The sequence below is a fragment of the Corynebacterium frankenforstense genome (assembly GCF_030211955.1).
In the GTDB taxonomy this organism is placed as follows: Bacteria; Actinomycetota; Actinomycetes; order Mycobacteriales; family Mycobacteriaceae; genus Corynebacterium; species Corynebacterium frankenforstense_A.
In genome coordinates this window covers 23,840-38,368 of the sequence record NZ_JASODI010000011.1, presented here as the reverse complement: position 1 = coordinate 38,368, position 14,529 = coordinate 23,840, and the positions used below count along the sequence as shown (strand labels likewise).

Annotated in this window: 16 protein-coding genes; 8 read left to right on the top strand and 8 right to left on the bottom strand. The window is 69.1% G+C overall.

What is annotated here, in order from left to right:
* Window positions 1–2 precede the first annotated feature (2 nt).
* Genes QP119_RS07035 through QP119_RS07015 form a run of 5 tightly spaced genes read left to right on the top strand, consistent with a single transcriptional unit; the run spans window position 3 to window position 3,093 of the window.
* On the top strand, window positions 3–473 hold the full coding sequence (locus tag QP119_RS07035) for a cation:proton antiporter subunit C (RefSeq protein ID WP_284774794.1): 471 nt from the start codon (window positions 3–5) through the stop codon (window positions 471–473).
* Window positions 470–2,002 (top strand): monovalent cation/H+ antiporter subunit D family protein, encoded by a 1,533-nt coding sequence (locus QP119_RS07030; RefSeq protein ID WP_284774792.1) that lies wholly within the window; start codon window positions 470–472, stop codon window positions 2,000–2,002. The genes QP119_RS07035 and QP119_RS07030 overlap by 4 nt, the downstream gene beginning before the upstream one ends.
* Before the next feature lie 3 nt (window positions 2,003–2,005).
* Window positions 2,006–2,470, top strand: a complete 465-nt coding sequence (locus tag QP119_RS07025) for a monovalent cation/H+ antiporter subunit E (protein WP_284774790.1) — start codon at window positions 2,006–2,008, stop codon at window positions 2,468–2,470.
* Window positions 2,467–2,739 (top strand): cation:proton antiporter, encoded by a 273-nt coding sequence (locus QP119_RS07020; RefSeq protein ID WP_284774788.1) that lies wholly within the window; start codon window positions 2,467–2,469, stop codon window positions 2,737–2,739. Before QP119_RS07025 ends, QP119_RS07020 begins: the two co-directional genes overlap by 4 nt.
* A gap of 6 nt (window positions 2,740–2,745) precedes the next feature.
* Window positions 2,746–3,093 carry a Na+/H+ antiporter subunit G gene (locus QP119_RS07015; protein WP_284774786.1) on the top strand — a complete coding sequence of 116 codons (348 nt, stop codon included), beginning with the start codon at window positions 2,746–2,748 and terminating at the stop codon, window positions 3,091–3,093.
* A gap of 145 nt (window positions 3,094–3,238) precedes the next feature.
* Here QP119_RS07015 and QP119_RS07010 read toward each other — a convergent pair whose 3' ends face one another.
* Both QP119_RS07010 and QP119_RS07005 read right to left on the bottom strand, forming a co-directional pair.
* The gene (locus QP119_RS07010; protein ID WP_284774784.1) at window positions 3,239–3,646 is read right to left on the bottom strand and encodes an Ohr family peroxiredoxin; all 408 of its coding nucleotides are present in this window, start codon (window positions 3,644–3,646) and stop codon (window positions 3,239–3,241) included.
* Between the two features lie 309 nt (window positions 3,647–3,955).
* Window positions 3,956–5,461, bottom strand: a complete 1,506-nt coding sequence (locus tag QP119_RS07005) for a catalase (RefSeq protein ID WP_284774872.1) — start codon at window positions 5,459–5,461, stop codon at window positions 3,956–3,958.
* 271 nt (window positions 5,462–5,732) lie between these two features.
* On the opposite strand from QP119_RS07005, the gene QP119_RS07000 reads away from it, so the two are divergent.
* Both QP119_RS07000 and QP119_RS06995 read left to right on the top strand, forming a co-directional pair.
* Window positions 5,733–6,287, top strand: coding sequence for an RNA polymerase sigma factor (locus QP119_RS07000; protein ID WP_284774783.1), 555 nt, complete (start codon window positions 5,733–5,735; stop codon window positions 6,285–6,287).
* Between the two features lie 221 nt (window positions 6,288–6,508).
* Entirely contained in the window at window positions 6,509–7,864 is a 1,356-nt protein-coding gene (locus tag QP119_RS06995; protein ID WP_284774781.1) for a YkvI family membrane protein, read from the top strand.
* A 104-nt stretch (window positions 7,865–7,968) separates the two neighbouring features.
* On the opposite strand, the gene QP119_RS06990 is transcribed toward QP119_RS06995, so the two are convergent.
* Complete coding sequence (locus QP119_RS06990; protein ID WP_284774780.1) at window positions 7,969–9,000, bottom strand: aspartate-semialdehyde dehydrogenase; 1,032 nt, start codon at window positions 8,998–9,000, stop codon at window positions 7,969–7,971.
* A gap of 92 nt (window positions 9,001–9,092) precedes the next feature.
* Complete coding sequence (locus tag QP119_RS06985; protein ID WP_284774778.1) at window positions 9,093–10,358, bottom strand: aspartate kinase; 1,266 nt, start codon at window positions 10,356–10,358, stop codon at window positions 9,093–9,095.
* Between the two features lie 198 nt (window positions 10,359–10,556).
* Here QP119_RS06985 and QP119_RS06980 point away from each other — a divergent pair, with 198 nt between their 5' ends.
* A complete protein-coding gene (locus QP119_RS06980; RefSeq protein WP_284774776.1) occupies window positions 10,557–11,444 on the top strand; it encodes a DMT family transporter in 888 nt (295 codons plus the stop codon).
* 22 nt (window positions 11,445–11,466) lie between these two features.
* On the opposite strand, the gene QP119_RS06975 is transcribed toward QP119_RS06980, so the two are convergent.
* The 4 genes from QP119_RS06975 to QP119_RS06960 form a co-directional block, all read right to left on the bottom strand.
* Window positions 11,467–12,222 (bottom strand): LamG-like jellyroll fold domain-containing protein, encoded by a 756-nt coding sequence (locus QP119_RS06975; protein ID WP_284774774.1) that lies wholly within the window; start codon window positions 12,220–12,222, stop codon window positions 11,467–11,469.
* Between the two features lie 712 nt (window positions 12,223–12,934).
* Window positions 12,935–13,492: a hypothetical protein gene (locus QP119_RS06970; RefSeq protein ID WP_284774772.1), complete on the bottom strand. Its 558-nt coding sequence runs from the start codon at window positions 13,490–13,492 to the stop codon at window positions 12,935–12,937.
* Window positions 13,476–13,667 (bottom strand): hypothetical protein, encoded by a 192-nt coding sequence (locus QP119_RS06965; protein ID WP_284774771.1) that lies wholly within the window; start codon window positions 13,665–13,667, stop codon window positions 13,476–13,478. The genes QP119_RS06970 and QP119_RS06965 overlap by 17 nt, the downstream gene beginning before the upstream one ends.
* Window positions 13,668–13,679: 12 nt before the next feature.
* Window positions 13,680–14,294 (bottom strand): hypothetical protein, encoded by a 615-nt coding sequence (locus QP119_RS06960; RefSeq protein WP_284774769.1) that lies wholly within the window; start codon window positions 14,292–14,294, stop codon window positions 13,680–13,682.
* Between the last annotated feature and the right edge of the window lie 235 nt (window positions 14,295–14,529).

The window sequence follows — 14,529 nt, the reverse complement described above, 5'->3', positions numbered from 1 at the left end:
CGATGCTCATGGCACTGTCCATCGCCGTCCTCGTCGCCGGCGGGGTCTACCTGGTCCAGCAGCGCGGCATGGTGCGTCTCGTGCTGGGCATGCAGCTCATCGGGCACGCGGGCAACCTGACGCTGCTCGCCGCCGGTGTGGGCGCCTGGCGCGGGGAAGCCTTCCCCGACCGCGCGGACCTCGCCGACGCGGCGGACCCGCTGCCGCAGGCCTTCGTGCTGACGGCCATCGTCATCTCGATGGCCACGGCGACGATCATGCTCACGCTGGCCTCCCTGGGCCGCAGCGACGACACCGAGGTCGGCGACAGCGTCGCCGCCGGTGACGACGAGCGCGGCCCCGACCCGTACCCCTCGCCCCTGTCGACGCTCGGCCGCGGCGTGCAGTCCGACGAGGACTACGCCCGCGGCGAGCACGCCCGGCTCGCGGCGGACAAACGCAAGACCACGATCTGGAAGGAGGCCCGCCGGTGAACCAACCCGACATCCTGCTGCCGCTGCTCGTCGCGGTGCCCCTCGTCTCCTCCGCCCTGGCGGTCATGGCGCCGTGGAAGTGGGTCCGCGACCTGCTGCACATCGTCGTCCCCGCCTGCGGGGTGCTCGCCGGCGTCGCGCTGTTCTCCCACACCGCGGCGAACGGCCCGCTGGCCCACAACGTGGGCCTGTTCACCGGCGGCATCGCGATCCCGTTCGCCGTCGACGCCTTCTCCGCGGTGATGATCATCGCCACGGGGCTGGTCGCCGTCAGCGCCAACTGGTTCGCCACCGTCGTCGGTGAGACCCGGTCGCGCTACTACCCCGCGCTGAGCCTGATGCTGGTCACCGGCGTCAACGGCGCGCTGATCACGGCGGACCTGTTCAACTTCTTCGTGTTCATCGAGGTGATGCTGCTGCCGTCCTACGGCCTGATCGCCATGACGGGCACGTGGTCGCGCATCGCCTCGGCGCGCACCTTCGTCCTGGTCAACCTGACCGCCTCGACGATGCTGGTCATCGGCGTCGGCTTCGTCTACGGCGTCGTCGGCTCCGTCAACCTCGCCGCGCTGCGCGGCGTGGCGGCCGGCAACGGCCCGGCGGTGGTGGCCATGGGCGTGGTGGTCCTCGCGATCGCCACCAAGGCCGGCGTCTTCCCCGTCCACACCTGGCTGCCGCGCACCTACCCGGGTGGCTCGGCGTCCGTGATGGGGCTGTTCTCCGGCCTGCACACCAAGGTCGCCGTCTACATGCTCTACCGCATCTTCGTGGTCGTCTTCGACCTCGAGGACCGCTGGAAGGGCCTGATCGTCGTCGTGATGATCGTCTCCATGCTCATCGGCGGCTTCGCCGGCCTGGCCGAGAACTCGATCCGGCGCGTACTGGCCTACCAGATGGTCAACGGCATGCCGTTCATCCTGGTCATGCTGGCCTTCGCCACCGATGACCCGCAGCGCGCCCTGGCCGCCGGCCTGATCTACGCGCTGCACCACATGGTCACCATCGGTTCGCTGGTGCTCTCCTCCGGTGCGGTCGAGGAGACCTATGGCTCGGGCATGCTGCGCAAGGTCTCCGGCATCGCGCGGCGCGACCCGCTGCTCGCGGCGGTCTTCGCCGCGGGCGCGTACTCGGTGGTCGGCTTCCCGCCGTTCTCCGGCCTGTGGGGCAAGGTCTTCGTCGTCGTCGAGATCGCCCGCGACGGCAGCTGGTGGGCCTGGGCCGCGATCGCCGCGGTCATCCTGGCCTCCTTCGGCGCGCTGCTGAGCATGCTGCGCGTCTGGCGCCAGGTGTTCTGGGGTCGGCCGATGCAGGACATCCCGGAGGATCTGCGCGTGCGCGGCCGCCTGATCGCCCCGCCGGTGGTGCTCATGGTCATCTCCGTGGGCATGTTCATCTTCGCCGGCCCGCTCATCGACGCCACGCGCACCGCCACCGGCGCGCTGCTGGACGTCGACGCCTACCAGTCCGCGGTCCTCGGTGAGGACCCGGTGGGCGTTCCGGACATGACCGATCTGCAGGGAGGACGGTAAACCATGCATGTCATCGGCTACACCCTCTGGCTGATCAAGGAGATTTTGGTCAGCGGCTTCACCCTGGCGCTCGCCGCGGTCAAGCCCCGCTCCGGGTTCGACCCGGTGGTGGTGCGCTACCCGCTGCGCGTGACCGGGCCGTGGGAGATCTTCTTCTTCACCTCCTCGATCACCGTCACCCCGGCGACCCTCTCGCTGGGTCTGCGCGAGCCCACCTCCCCCGGTGAGCCGCGCACCCTGCTGGTCCAGGCGGTCTTCGGCTCGGATCCGGCCGACGTGGTCGCGGGCCTGGCCGACATGGAGGCCCGCATGGCCCCCCGCGTCAAAGACATCGATTACGGCGTGCCCGGCCAGGGCCCGACCGAGACCCTCGACGAATCCCGCTACGAGTACCCGGCCGCGCGCGGCGCGAGCGCGACGCGCGCCGGGTCCGGGGCCGACAACCGGAAAGGAGGCGGACGCCGATGAGCGCGTTTTCCGTCGTACTCCTCGTCTGCGGGGTCGTCTGCGCCCTCGCGCTGCTGTCCGCGCTGGTGCTCATCCTGGTCACCCGCGACGTGCTCAGCCGCGCGGTGCTCGCGGACATGATCTTCTACAGCATGCTGGCGATCTTCTTCATCTGGACCTTCGTCAACCAGACCTCGATCGCCTACGAGATCGCGATCCTCGCCGCCCTCGCCGGTGGTGTCCTGCCCACCCTGTCGATGTCCCGCATGATCTCGCGGGGCAGGAGGTGATGTGCCGTGTCCGTCGTTGAGATCATCGTCAGCGTCCTCGTCGTCCTGGCCACCCTGCTGGTGGTGGCCACGGCCGTCGCCCTGTGGCGCGCGCCCGACGCCCTGACACGGGTCAACGTGCTGGGTCCGACCACCTCGGTGGCCCTGCCGATCCTGCTGGTGGCCAAGGTCATCCACGACGCCTCCCTGGGCGAGCTCGACGCGAACGACCTCGTCCGCGCGGTCATCGCGATCGCGGGGCTGTGGCTGATCGCGGCCGTGGGCAGCTACTACATCGGCCGCTCGATCTACGGCGTGACCGTCGTGGACGAGCGCGCCGGCGTCGACCACCGGGACGTCTCGACCAAGCAGTAGGTGGAATTCGTCCCCGATTGACGACGCCGCCCCGGTCCCCCATTGCGGGGACCGGGGCGGTTTTCCGTCGGCTGCGCGCCCGGGGCGCGCAGGTGCCGGTCGCCGGCGCCTGCCGGTCAGCGCGGCCGGCGCGCAGGTGCCGGTGTTACTCGGCGACCGCCTCGATGTCGATGTCGCCGCGCAGCGCCTTGGAGAACGGGCAGAAGGCGTCGGCCTTGTCGACGAGCTCCTGGGCGTTGTCCAGCTCGCCGGCGTCGGCGAAGCGGGCGGTGATCTTGCCGCTGAGGCGGAAGCCGCTCTCGACGCTGTTGAGGGTGACCTCGGCGTCGACGGTCGGGGTGTGCTTGTCGACGTCCACGCCGGCCTCACCCATGGTCTTCTGCAGGGCGCCGTTGAAGCAGGCGGCCCAGGCGGCGGCCAGGAGGGACTCGGGGTTGACGCCGTCGCCCTTGGGGGCGGTCACGTCGAAGTCGATGCCGCCGTCGCCCTTGACGTGGCCATCGCGGCCGGCGCCGGTGGAGGTGACGGTCTGGGAGTAGAGCTTCTCTGCCATGGTTGATTGCTCCTTGTCTTAGGAATGTGTGGTTCTGCGCTAACTTCCGCGGGGCCCTTCGACCCCGTGCGGCCCCGAGCGTAGTCACGGACGCGCGGGCTTTCAGGCCCGCCGGTCAGCGGGCCGGAGGCCACCGGGCCCGCCCGGAAAGCCTCCCGCGGCCGCCCGGAAAGCCTCCTGCGGCCGCCCCGCGGGCGGGCGCCGCAGGCATGAAAGAGCCCCGGCGGCGGTTCTCGCCGTCGGGGCCGGAGAGGTCCTCACCTCAGTGGGACCGGGATCGACCGGGAAACAGTCGGTGTCGTCCGAAGGCTACTTCTTCTCGGCGAAGAGCTCCTTGACGCGCTTGCCCAGGTTCTCGTCGACGCTGCTCCAGTACCAGTAGCAGCGCTCCTCGGTCTCGGGGCGCACGCCGACCATCGCGTTGGTGATGTTGTCGGCCAGACGCTCCTTGGCGTCGTCGTCGAGCACCTCGCGGTAGAGGATGCCGGCCTGCAGGAAGTCGTCGTCGTCCTCGTGCTTGACGTAGGCGGCGCGGATCAGGTCCGTGCCGTGCGGGTCTGGGTTGACGTAGACGTCCTCGGCCTGGCCGTAGCTGGTGTGGTTCGACGAGGAGGTCTCACCGTCGTCGAGGTAGCCGGCCTGGATGGCGGAGCTGTTCGGCGAGTAGGACGGGTGGGAGGTCTCGTTGAAGTTGTAGGCCATCGGGCCCTCGTGCTGGTAGGTGTTACGCGGCACGCGGGACTGGTTGACCGGCAGCATGCGGTAGTTCGGCCCGATGCGGTAGCGCTGCGCGTCGGCGTAGGCGAAGACGCGGCCCATCAGCATCTTGTCCGGGGACAGGCCGATGCCGGGCACCAGGTTGGAGGGGTCCAGCGCCAGCTGCTCGATCTGGGCGAAGAAGTTCTCCGGGTTGCGGTTCAGCTCGAAGTAGCCGACCTTGATGCGCGGGTAGTCCTTCTTGGACCAGGTCTTGGTCAGGTCGAACGGGTTGAAGCGGTAGTTCTCCGCGTCCTCGAACGGCATGATCTGCACGTAGACGTCCCACTTCGGGAAGTCGCCGGCCTCGATGGCGTTGTAGAGGTCCTCGCGCAGGTAGTCGGCGTTCTTGCCGACCATCTCCTCGGCCTCGGCGTCGGTGAAGTTGTGGACGCCCTGCTGGGAGATGAAGTGATACTTGACCCACACCGGGGTGCCCTCGGCGTTGATCCACTGGAAGGTGTGGGAGCCGTAGCCGTTCATGGTGCGCTCCGAGGACGGGGTGCCGCGGTCGCCCATCAGGTAGGTCACCTGGTGCGCGGACTCCGGGGTGCGGGTCCAGAAGTCCCACTGCATGTCGGCGTCGCGCAGGCCGGAGCCGCCGAGGCGCTTCTGCGAGTGGATGAAGTCCGGGAACTTGATCGCGTCGCGCAGGAAGAACGTCGGGGTGTTGTTGCCCACGATGTCGTAGTTGCCCTCGGTGGTGTAGAAGCGCAGGGCGAAGCCGTGCACGTCACGCCAGGTGTCCGGGGACCCCTGCTCGCCGGCGACGGTGGAGAAGCGGGCGGCCATCGGGGTGACGGTGCCCGGCTGGAAGATCGCCGCCTTGGTGTACTGCGAGACGTCCTCGGTCACGTGCAGCTCACCGAAGGCGCCGTTGCCCTTGGCGTGCGGGTTGCGCTCCGGGACGCGCTCGCGGTTGAAGTGCGAGAGCTTCTCGATGAGGTGGATGTCGTTGAGGACGGTGGGGCCCTGCGGGCCAGCGGTCACCGAGAGGTTCTCGGAGGGCACCGGGGCGCCGTTCTCGCGGCGGGTCGCACCCTCGTCGTTGGGCGACATGCCGTTGGTGACGATGTCTTCGGTCGAAGCGTTCTTCTCAAGAGCCATGACTGATAGCCTCCCTTTAGTATTGGGCCGTGATTAATAGCTCATTACCGATTCTATCGACGCCCGCGGACCCTCGCCAGTAAGGCAAGGAAGATCAAACTTTCGGCTAGCCGCCGGGTGCCCATCCCCGCGAGGACCCCTGGCGGGACCCCGGCGCACCCCGCCCCGCGCACCGTCTCACACCGCGAAGTGGCCGGCAACGCCGCTGGTAACGTTGTCCTTTGTGAGGCACCACTCCGAGAGCGACGACGCACACGTCACCGACCTGGCGCTGCGTGCCGGCCGGGGCGACCGCCGCGCGCTCACGGAGTTCATCCGCGCCACCCAGTCCGACGTCTGGCGACTACTGACACACCTCGGCGACACCGACACCGCCGACGACCTGACCCAGGAGACTTACCTGCGCGTCATGCGCGCACTGCCCCGCTTCGCCGCAAACTCCTCTGCGCGCACCTGGCTCTTGGCCATCGCCCGGCGGGTGTGGGTGGACAACATCCGCCACGACATGGCCCGCCCGCGCAAGTCCGCCACCGAGTACGAGGACGCCGCGCAGACCCGACCGGCACCGGGCGCCTCCGACGCCAGCTGGTCGGAGTGGCTCGACGTGCGTGAGCGCATCAACGCGCTTCCCGAGGAGCGCCGCGAGGCCCTCGTACTCACCCAGGTGCTCGGCTACTCCTACGAGGAGACCGCCCGCATCACCGGCGTGCGCATCGGCACCGTGCGCTCCCGCGTCGCCCGCGCGCGCCGCGACCTGCTTGACGACGCCCCGCGCTGACCCTCTCCGGCCCCCGCACCCGCCTGCGTGGGCCGACGCCCGGAGGGCGCCGGCCTTCGCCCACCCGTTCCCCGCCGTACCTGCGTCGACACGTGCGTGGGAGGCGGCGTCGGCAATTGAAGTGGCCTATACCACGGATGCATGGATAGGGGTATAGCACCACAAAAGTGTCGGATCGTGCTTAACTAGAAGACATGTTTAAGAGAGTGTTAGGCATTTCGATGGCGCTCGTCGGACTCATCGTGGGTGCCGGTTTCGCGTCCGGCCAGGAGATGCTCCAGTACTTCGTGGCGTTCGGTTCGATGGGCCTGTGGGGCCTGACGATCGCCGCCGTGATCATGGTCGTCGGTTCGGTGGCCATGATGCAGCTGGGCAGCTACCTGCTCGCCGACGAGCACACCGTGGTGTTCAGCAAGGTCACCCACCCGATCCTCGCGTGGATCCTGGACATCGCCACCGTGGCCACCCTCTTCGGCGTCGGCTTCGTCATGTTCGCCGGCGGCGGGTCCAACCTGAACCAGAAATTCGACCTGCCGCTGTGGGTGGGCACGGCGATCATGCTCGTGCTCGTGCTCGGCGCGGGCATGCTCGACGTCAACAAGGTCTCCGCCGTCATCGGCACGATCACCCCACTGAGCATCACGTTCATCGTGATCGCCACCGTCTACACCTTCGCCACCGCCGACTGGGACATGGCAGCCCACGACGCCTTCGCCCGGGCCAACCTGGAGCCGGCGATGGACTGGTGGTGGCTCTCGGCGCTCAACTACGTTGGATTCTGTCTGATCGTCGCGGTCTCGATGGCGATCGTCATCGCCGGCGCGAACGCGGACACCCGCGCCGCCGGCTGGGGCGGGCTCGTCGGCGGCAGCACCTACGCGATCCTGCTGGCTTGCTCGACGCTGACGCTGTTCCTGAGCGTCGAGAGCGTCTCCGGCGACGACATGCCGATGCTCACGGTGGTGGACGACATCCACCCGTGGCTGGGCAACATCATGTCCATCGTGATCTACCTGATGGTCTTCAACACGGCCATCGGCATGTTCTACGCCATGGCCAAGCGCATCACCCGCAACCGGCCGGAGCGCTTCCGCCCGGTGTTCATCGTGGGCACGCTCATCGGCTTCGCGCTCGGCTTCCTGCCGTTCTCCGACCTGGTCGGCGTGGTCTACCCGACGCTGGGCTGGGCGGGCATCCTGCTCTCCTTCACCCTGGCGATCGCCTGGTACCGCTCACGCGGGCGGATCTCCAAGGAGGCCAAGCGCCGCGACCGCGTGCGCAACCTGCTGCGCCGCAAGCTGGACCCGAACAAGAAGTTCGGCCGCCGCGACGAGAAGCACCTGCGCCGCGCGATCCGCGCCGCGCACGCCGACAACGAGACCCTGGTCGAGGCGATCACCGAGGAGGTCGAGGCCGAGCTCGACGCCGAGGACAAGGAGGCCACCCTCGAGGCCGCCGCAGCCGAGAGCGAGGAGGCCGCTGGTTCGGAGGCAGCTGAGGCCGGGGCCGGGACGGGCTCGGGTTCCGGTTCGGGTTCCGGCTCGGGCCGCGCCACGGCCGTCAAACACCCGGACTAGGCGCACACAACTAGAGCCGCGGTCCCCACCGTCGAGGTGGCGGACCGCGGCTCCTGTCGTTTCGGCCGGTTGCGGCCGGATGCGGCCAGGCTGGAGCGTGAGGTCTAGACCAACAGCTCCGCGATCTGGATCGTGTTCAACGCGGCGCCCTTGCGCAGGTTGTCACCGACGACGACGAGCACGAGGCCCTTGCCGTCGTCGACGGCCTGGTCCTGGCGGATGCGGCCGACCAGGCAGTCGTCGATGCCGGCGGCCTCCAGCGGGGTCGGCACGTCGACGACGCGCACGCCCGGGGCACCCTCGAGGAGCTTCTTGGCCTCCTCCGGGTCGATGGCGCGGGAGAACTCCGCGTGCACCGTCATGGTGTGGCCGGTGAAGACCGGGACTCGCACGCAGGTGCCGGAGACCTTCAGGTCGGGGATGCCGAGGATCTTGCGCGACTCGTTGCGCAGCTTCTGCTCCTCGTCGGTCTCCAGCGAGCCGTCGTCGACGTAGTTTCCGGCCATCGGCAGCGCGTTGAAGGCGATCGGCGCGACGTAGGGGCCGAAGTCGTCGGTCTTGAGCACCGAGCCGTCGTGGGCGAGCTCGACGTTGCGGTCGCCGATCTCAGCGACCTGCTTGGCCAGGGTCTCCACGCCGGCGAGGCCGGAGCCGGAGACCGCCTGGTAGGAGGAGGCGCGTAGCGAGACCAGACCCGCGGCGTCGTGCAGCACCTTCAGCACCGGCATGGCGGCCATCGTCGTGCAGTTCGGGTTGGCGATGATGCCCTTGACCGCGTTCTTGGCCTCCTGCGGGTTGACCTCGGAGACGATGAGCGGGACCTCGGGGTCCTTGCGCCAACCGGAGGAGTTGTCCACGACGGTCGCGCCCGCGGCAGCGAAGACCGGGGCCCACTGCTTGGAGGTCGAGCCGCCGGCGGAGAAGAGGGCGATGTCGATGTCGCGGACGGAGTCCTCGGTGACCTCGGCGAGGTCCTCTACGGTGATCTCCTCACCGCGGAACTCGAGGGTGGAGCCCGCCGAGCGCTTCGAGGCGAAGAAGCGGATCTTGTCCGCCGGGAAGTTGCGCTCCTCGAGGATGTCGCGCATCACGCGGCCGACCTGGCCGGTGGCGCCGACGACGGCGATGGTGGTCATGCTGGTTCAGTGCTCCTTAGGTGGTGTGTGTGCAGTGGTCGCGCCCGTAGGCCCGGTGCACCCCGTGGGGCGCGGCCCCGCGGGCCTGTGCGCTAGCGGCCGGTGCCGGCGTAGACGGTGGCCTCCTTGTCGCCGCCGAGGCCGAACTTCTCGTGCAGGGCGCGGGCAGCCGTGTCGAGCTGCTCCTCACGGACAAGCACGGAGATGCGGATCTCCGAGGTGGAGATCAGCTCCATGTTGACCCCGGCGTCGCGCAGGGCCTCGGTGAACTCGGCGGTGACCCCGGGATGGGACTTCATGCCGGCGCCGACCAGGGAGACCTTGCCGATCTGGTCGTCGTAGAGGACGTTCTTCCAGCCGCCCTTGTCGCGCAGCTTGCGCAGCAGCTCCATGGCGCGCGGGCCGTCGTGGCGCGGGCAGGTGAAGGTGATGTCGGTGGTGCCAGACTCCAGCGAGGATACGTTCTGGAGCACCATGTCGATGTTGATCTCGGCGTCGGCGATGACACGGAAGACGTCGGCCGCCTTGCCGGGGGTGTCGGGGATGCCGAGCACGGTGATCTTGGCCTCGGACTTGTCGGTGGCGACGCCGGTCAGGACTGCTTCTTCCACGGGGATATCCTCCATCGAACCGGCAACGAGGGTGCCGGGGTCGTTGCTGTATGACGATCGTACGCGCATGGGCACGTTGCAGGCGCGGGCGTACTCGACGCTGCGCAGCACGAGAATCTTCGAGCCCACGGCCGCCAGCTCGAGCATCTCCTCGAAGGAGATCTGCTTCAGCTTCTGTGCGTTGGGCACGATGCGTGGGTCGGCGGTGTAGACGCCGTCGACGTCCGAATAGATCTCGCAGACGTCAGCGTCAAGCGCCGCGGCCAGGGCGACGGCGGTGGTGTCCGAACCGCCGCGGCCGAGCGTGGTCACGTCGCGGGTGTCCTTGTTGACGCCCTGGAAGCCGGCGACCAGGCAGATCTTGCCCTCGTCGAGGGCCTCGCGCACGCGGTCCGGGGTGACGTCCACAATGCGGGCGTCACCGTGACGCTCGGTGGTCAGCACGCCGGCCTGCGAGCCGGTGAAGGAGCGGGCCTCCGCACCGAGGGAGTCGATGGCCATGGCCACCAGGGCGTTGGAGATGCGCTCGCCCGCGGTGAGCAGCATGTCGAGCTCGCGTCCGGGCGGCACCGGGGAGACCGACGCCGCCAGGTCGAGCAGCTCGTCGGTGGTGTCCCCCATCGCCGAGCAGACGACCACGACGTCGTAGCCCTTCTTCTTGGTCGCCACGATCCGTTCCGCCACGTTGCGGATGCGCTCGGCGCTCTCCAGTGAGGATCCGCCGTACTTCTGAACAACCAGCGCCATCGTGCGGCCGCCTTTCCGGTCTGGGTCGGGTCTCGGGTCCCGAACCCGGGCGGGCCGGGCGCGGGATTTCTGGCAACAAGTCACCTTACCGCGCCCACGTGCGCTGATGCACCATGTGCCCCGCCCGGACCACCCGAAACACTCATCCGGGACACATCCGGTGCCCGGGTGCGTCGCGGCGGACCGGGCCGGGCGGGGATGACGATTAAGGTGTGTGGGGTGCACGAGACATTATCGACGGCGCTGGCCATCTTCTTCGCGCTGTCCTCGGCGCTGACGCTCGCGTGGGGCACCGTGGTGCGCCACCGCATCGCGGAAGCGGCCCCCGATGACGGCTCGCTGAAGGGCTCGCCCCTGTGGGCCGCGGTCACCCGGCCGCTGTGGTGGGCCGGCACCGGAACCGCGCTGATCGGCTACGGGCTGCAGGTCGTCGCCCTCGGCTTCGGCACCCTGCTGGTGGTGCAGCCGATCCTCGTGCTGTCCCTGATGTTCACACTGCCGCTGTCGGCCCGCTACGACAACCGGCGGATCTCGAAGTCCCAGATGGCGTGGGCCGGGCTGCTCACCGCCGCCGTCGCCGTGCTGGTCCTGCTGGGCAACCCGCAGTCGGGCAACCCCCACCCGCCGCTGAACCGGTGGCTGATCTCGATCGCGGTGGGCACCGTGGTGCTCTCGGCGGTCGCGCGCTCCGCGGTCAGCCTGATCCGCGGGGAGAAGGCCCTGCTGCTGGGCCTGGTCACCGGCGCGATCTTCGGCTACGTCGCCGTGCTGTCCAAGGCGGTGGTCGACATCGCCGTGCATGCGACCGTCCCGGTGCTGCTGCTCAGCTGGGAGACCTACGCGCTGATCTTCGGCGCCGCCCTCGGCACGGCTGTGCAGCAGTACTCCTTCTCCGCCGGCGCACTGAAGAACTCGCTGCCGGCGATGACGATCGGCGAGCCGATCGTGGCCTTCACCCTCGGCTACCTGGTACTCGACGAGAAGTTCCAGGTCGACTCCGTCTTCGGCTGGCTGTCCATGGGCGCCGCCCTGATCGCGATGATCTGCGCGACCGTGGCACTCTCGCGCAGCAGCATCAAGAACTAGGTCCCGGGTCGCGGCGGCGGGCTCACCGTTCCGCCGGTTCCTCCGACGCGTCCGTGTCCGCCGGCCCCTCCGAGGCGCCCGGCGCACCCGGCTGCCCCGGGGTCTCCGCCGGCTCCGTGCCCTCGAGGCTCTCCGGGGCCTCCAGTTCCTCCGACTCGTTACGGCCCTCGGGCAGATTCAGCTCCGCCAGTCTCTCCAGCGCGTTGAGGCCCTCGGAGATGTCCAGGCCCTCCACGGACCGGGGTGCCGTCGACTTGATGTCGCGGCGGAAGCTGCCCTGGAGGCCCGTTCCGGTGACCGCGAACGGGTAGGCGGCGACGAGTCCCATCCGGCCGGTGAAGCACTGGGCCCCGTTGTTGCCGCCGATGCCGCCCCACAAAGCAGCGTCACAGCCGAAGCGGAAGTTGGCGGTGCGCTGCGGGAACGTGTAGGAGACGGTGGTCGCCCCGTCGAGCCGGCCGTCGACGTAGATGCGCAACTGCGAGCCCGCGATCTTGTTCCCGAGCTCGTCGACCGGATTACGGTCGAGCACGAAGGCGACCTGGTGCCACCTACCGTCCACGATCGACGTCTTTCCCTGGATGACGGCCCGCAGGGGTGGACGGGCGTGTTGTGGTTGTCGCCCGTGCGGGACGCGCTGGCTCCGAAGGCCAGCGTGCCGTCCGGGAAGATGTGCGCCGAGGCGTAGATCCTGGAGGTCGGCCAGCCGTCCCAGTTGACCGCGCCCGCCCCGGGCACGGTGAACAGTGCCGCGGGCGCCCTGTCCGGTTTGACCCACATCACCCCGGAGTAGGAGCCGATCCCCTTGAAGTTGTCCATGCTGTGGAACTCCTTGTTCAGGATCACCCCCTCATGATCCCACTGCGATCCGGGGTAGTCCATGTCAGCCGGGCACGGCTCATCACCGGGCGGCGCCGTGCGTACCTTGTTGAGGTGGTTGTAGATGCCCGCGGTCCGCGGTCTCAGGACCGTGCCCGCCGGCAGATAGGGGTTCTCCTCCCGGAACTGGTCGATCTCCTGAGGGTAGGAGAGGTCGTCGATCCAGTTGTCGCCGTTGCCCCTCTTGGTCGCGGCGATGTAGTAGGCGCCGCCGCCCTTGAGTCCGATGTTGGTGAAGTGCTCGAGGCAGCTCTGCAGGTCGGGGTAGCCGGCGAAGTTCTCCGTGTTCTCCACCTCCGCAGTGAACGCACCCATCGTCGGCCGCCCGGAGACCCCGAGCACGGCCACGGCGACGCGCACCGCCGCCACGACCACGCCGACGACCGCCCACGGGTCGCCCCGCAGCGCTCCGGTCAGCGCCCTGCGCAGCGCGCCCCCGCGTGCCTCCTCGGTGTTGCTCATGCCTTGCCGCCCTCCCCGACGGTCGCCGCGTGCGTCACTTCCTCGTGGTCCCGGTCCTGCGCGTCCCGCTGCCCGGCCTCCCGCTGGAACCAGCGGTGCTGCAGGTAGAACCACAGGAACGGCGAGAGACCCAGGCCGATCAGGCCGAGTCACCAGGGCCAGGTCAGCGCCGGGCGCGGCTGGAAGGAGAACTCCCCGTCGACTGTCTCGTGCGCCGTGGTGGCCACGTCCGTACCCACCGGGAACATCACCGGGCCGGCCGGATCGTCGCCGACAGGGTCGACCTCGACGGGCAGGATGCCGGTCGAGACCGTGCGCGCCTCCGCCTCCTGGGGGCCGTCGACGCGAAGCCCCAGCAGCTCGACGCCGAGCAGGGGGCGCACCAGCACGATCGCCAGCGCGAACCCGCAGAACACGCCCAGCAGCCGGTAGCGCGAGCGCTGCGCGGGCTCCTCGACGCGCCGGGTGACCACCCAGAACAGCAGCCAGGCCAGCAGGATCACCGGCAGCCCCCGGATCACCCAGCCCAGCCCGGTCGCGGTGAAGACCACGCGGCCGACCATCGCCTGGTCGGTCAGGGGCAGCGGGTCGACGGCCGCGCTCAGGTCGCCGCGGGTGCGCACTGCGTCGTCGGTGGAGTCGATGACCCGGTGGGTGCGCGCCTGGCCGTTGATCTCGGCGGTGACCACGTCACCCGGTTCCAGCACGGCGACGCGCTGGCTCGGTGACCACCAGCGAGCCGACCGGGATGGCCCGGCCCATCGAGGGGGTCTCCATGACGAAGGAGCGCATGCCGAAGGCCCACGCCACGCCGAGGCCGGCGAGCACCGTCACTGCCGCCAACGCCGCGAGCGCGGCCAGCCACTTCTTACCCAGCGACACGCCCGACGTTCATCAGGCCTGGAAGGTCCAGGTCAGCGGCTGCAAGATGGTGCCGCCCTGCAGGTCGTTGCCCACCGACTCCGGCAGCCCGACCGTCACGGTGAACGGCCGCTCGGCACCCGGGTCCACCGGCGCCGTCAGGTTGAAGGACTGAGTAGCCAGATCGGCGGCGGTGCCCGAGTAGATCTCGCTGCCGCCGTCGGCGATCTTCACGGTCATCACCCCGCAGGCGTCCGCGGTATTCCCGGCCGCGCTGCAGGCACCCGCGGCCAGTGTGAAGCTCTTCGCCGGTACCGTGCCGGTGTTGGAGATCGTGACGGTGGTGGTCTTCTCACCGCCGGGCACCATGGCCATGTCACCGCCGTACTTGTTGATGGAGGTACAGCTGGCGGCGTTGCCCTCGCCGTCGGTGGAGGTGCAGGTGACCTCCTGGCCGTCGGCACCCGGGCCGGTCTCCTGCATGACCAGGGAGCCGGCGCCGGCCTGGTTGCCGTCGTTGGTGATGCTCGCCGTGTAGGCGCCCAGGGTGCCGACCCCGAGCGAGGCGAAGATCGCCGCCGAAGCCGCCACGGCAGGCACGACCCACTTGCGGTTGTTGTTGCTCCTGTGCTTGGACGTGTCAGCCACGTTTCCTCTCACCCCCGGGCTCGAACTGAAATTCCCGGCCTGACCTCAAAGTACATCCGCGAGCTCATCCAAGGGCACGGCCTGCATGCAATCTCTTTTAGGTCTTTTCCAAGGTTTTGTATCCGGACCCACGTTCCCACCTGAACGAGGGTATGCGCCTCAACAGCTCCCGGAGTGTTGTATGCTGCCTCACATGCAGCGGACGAGCATTCTTCTCCTTCTTCGCCGCGGCGGG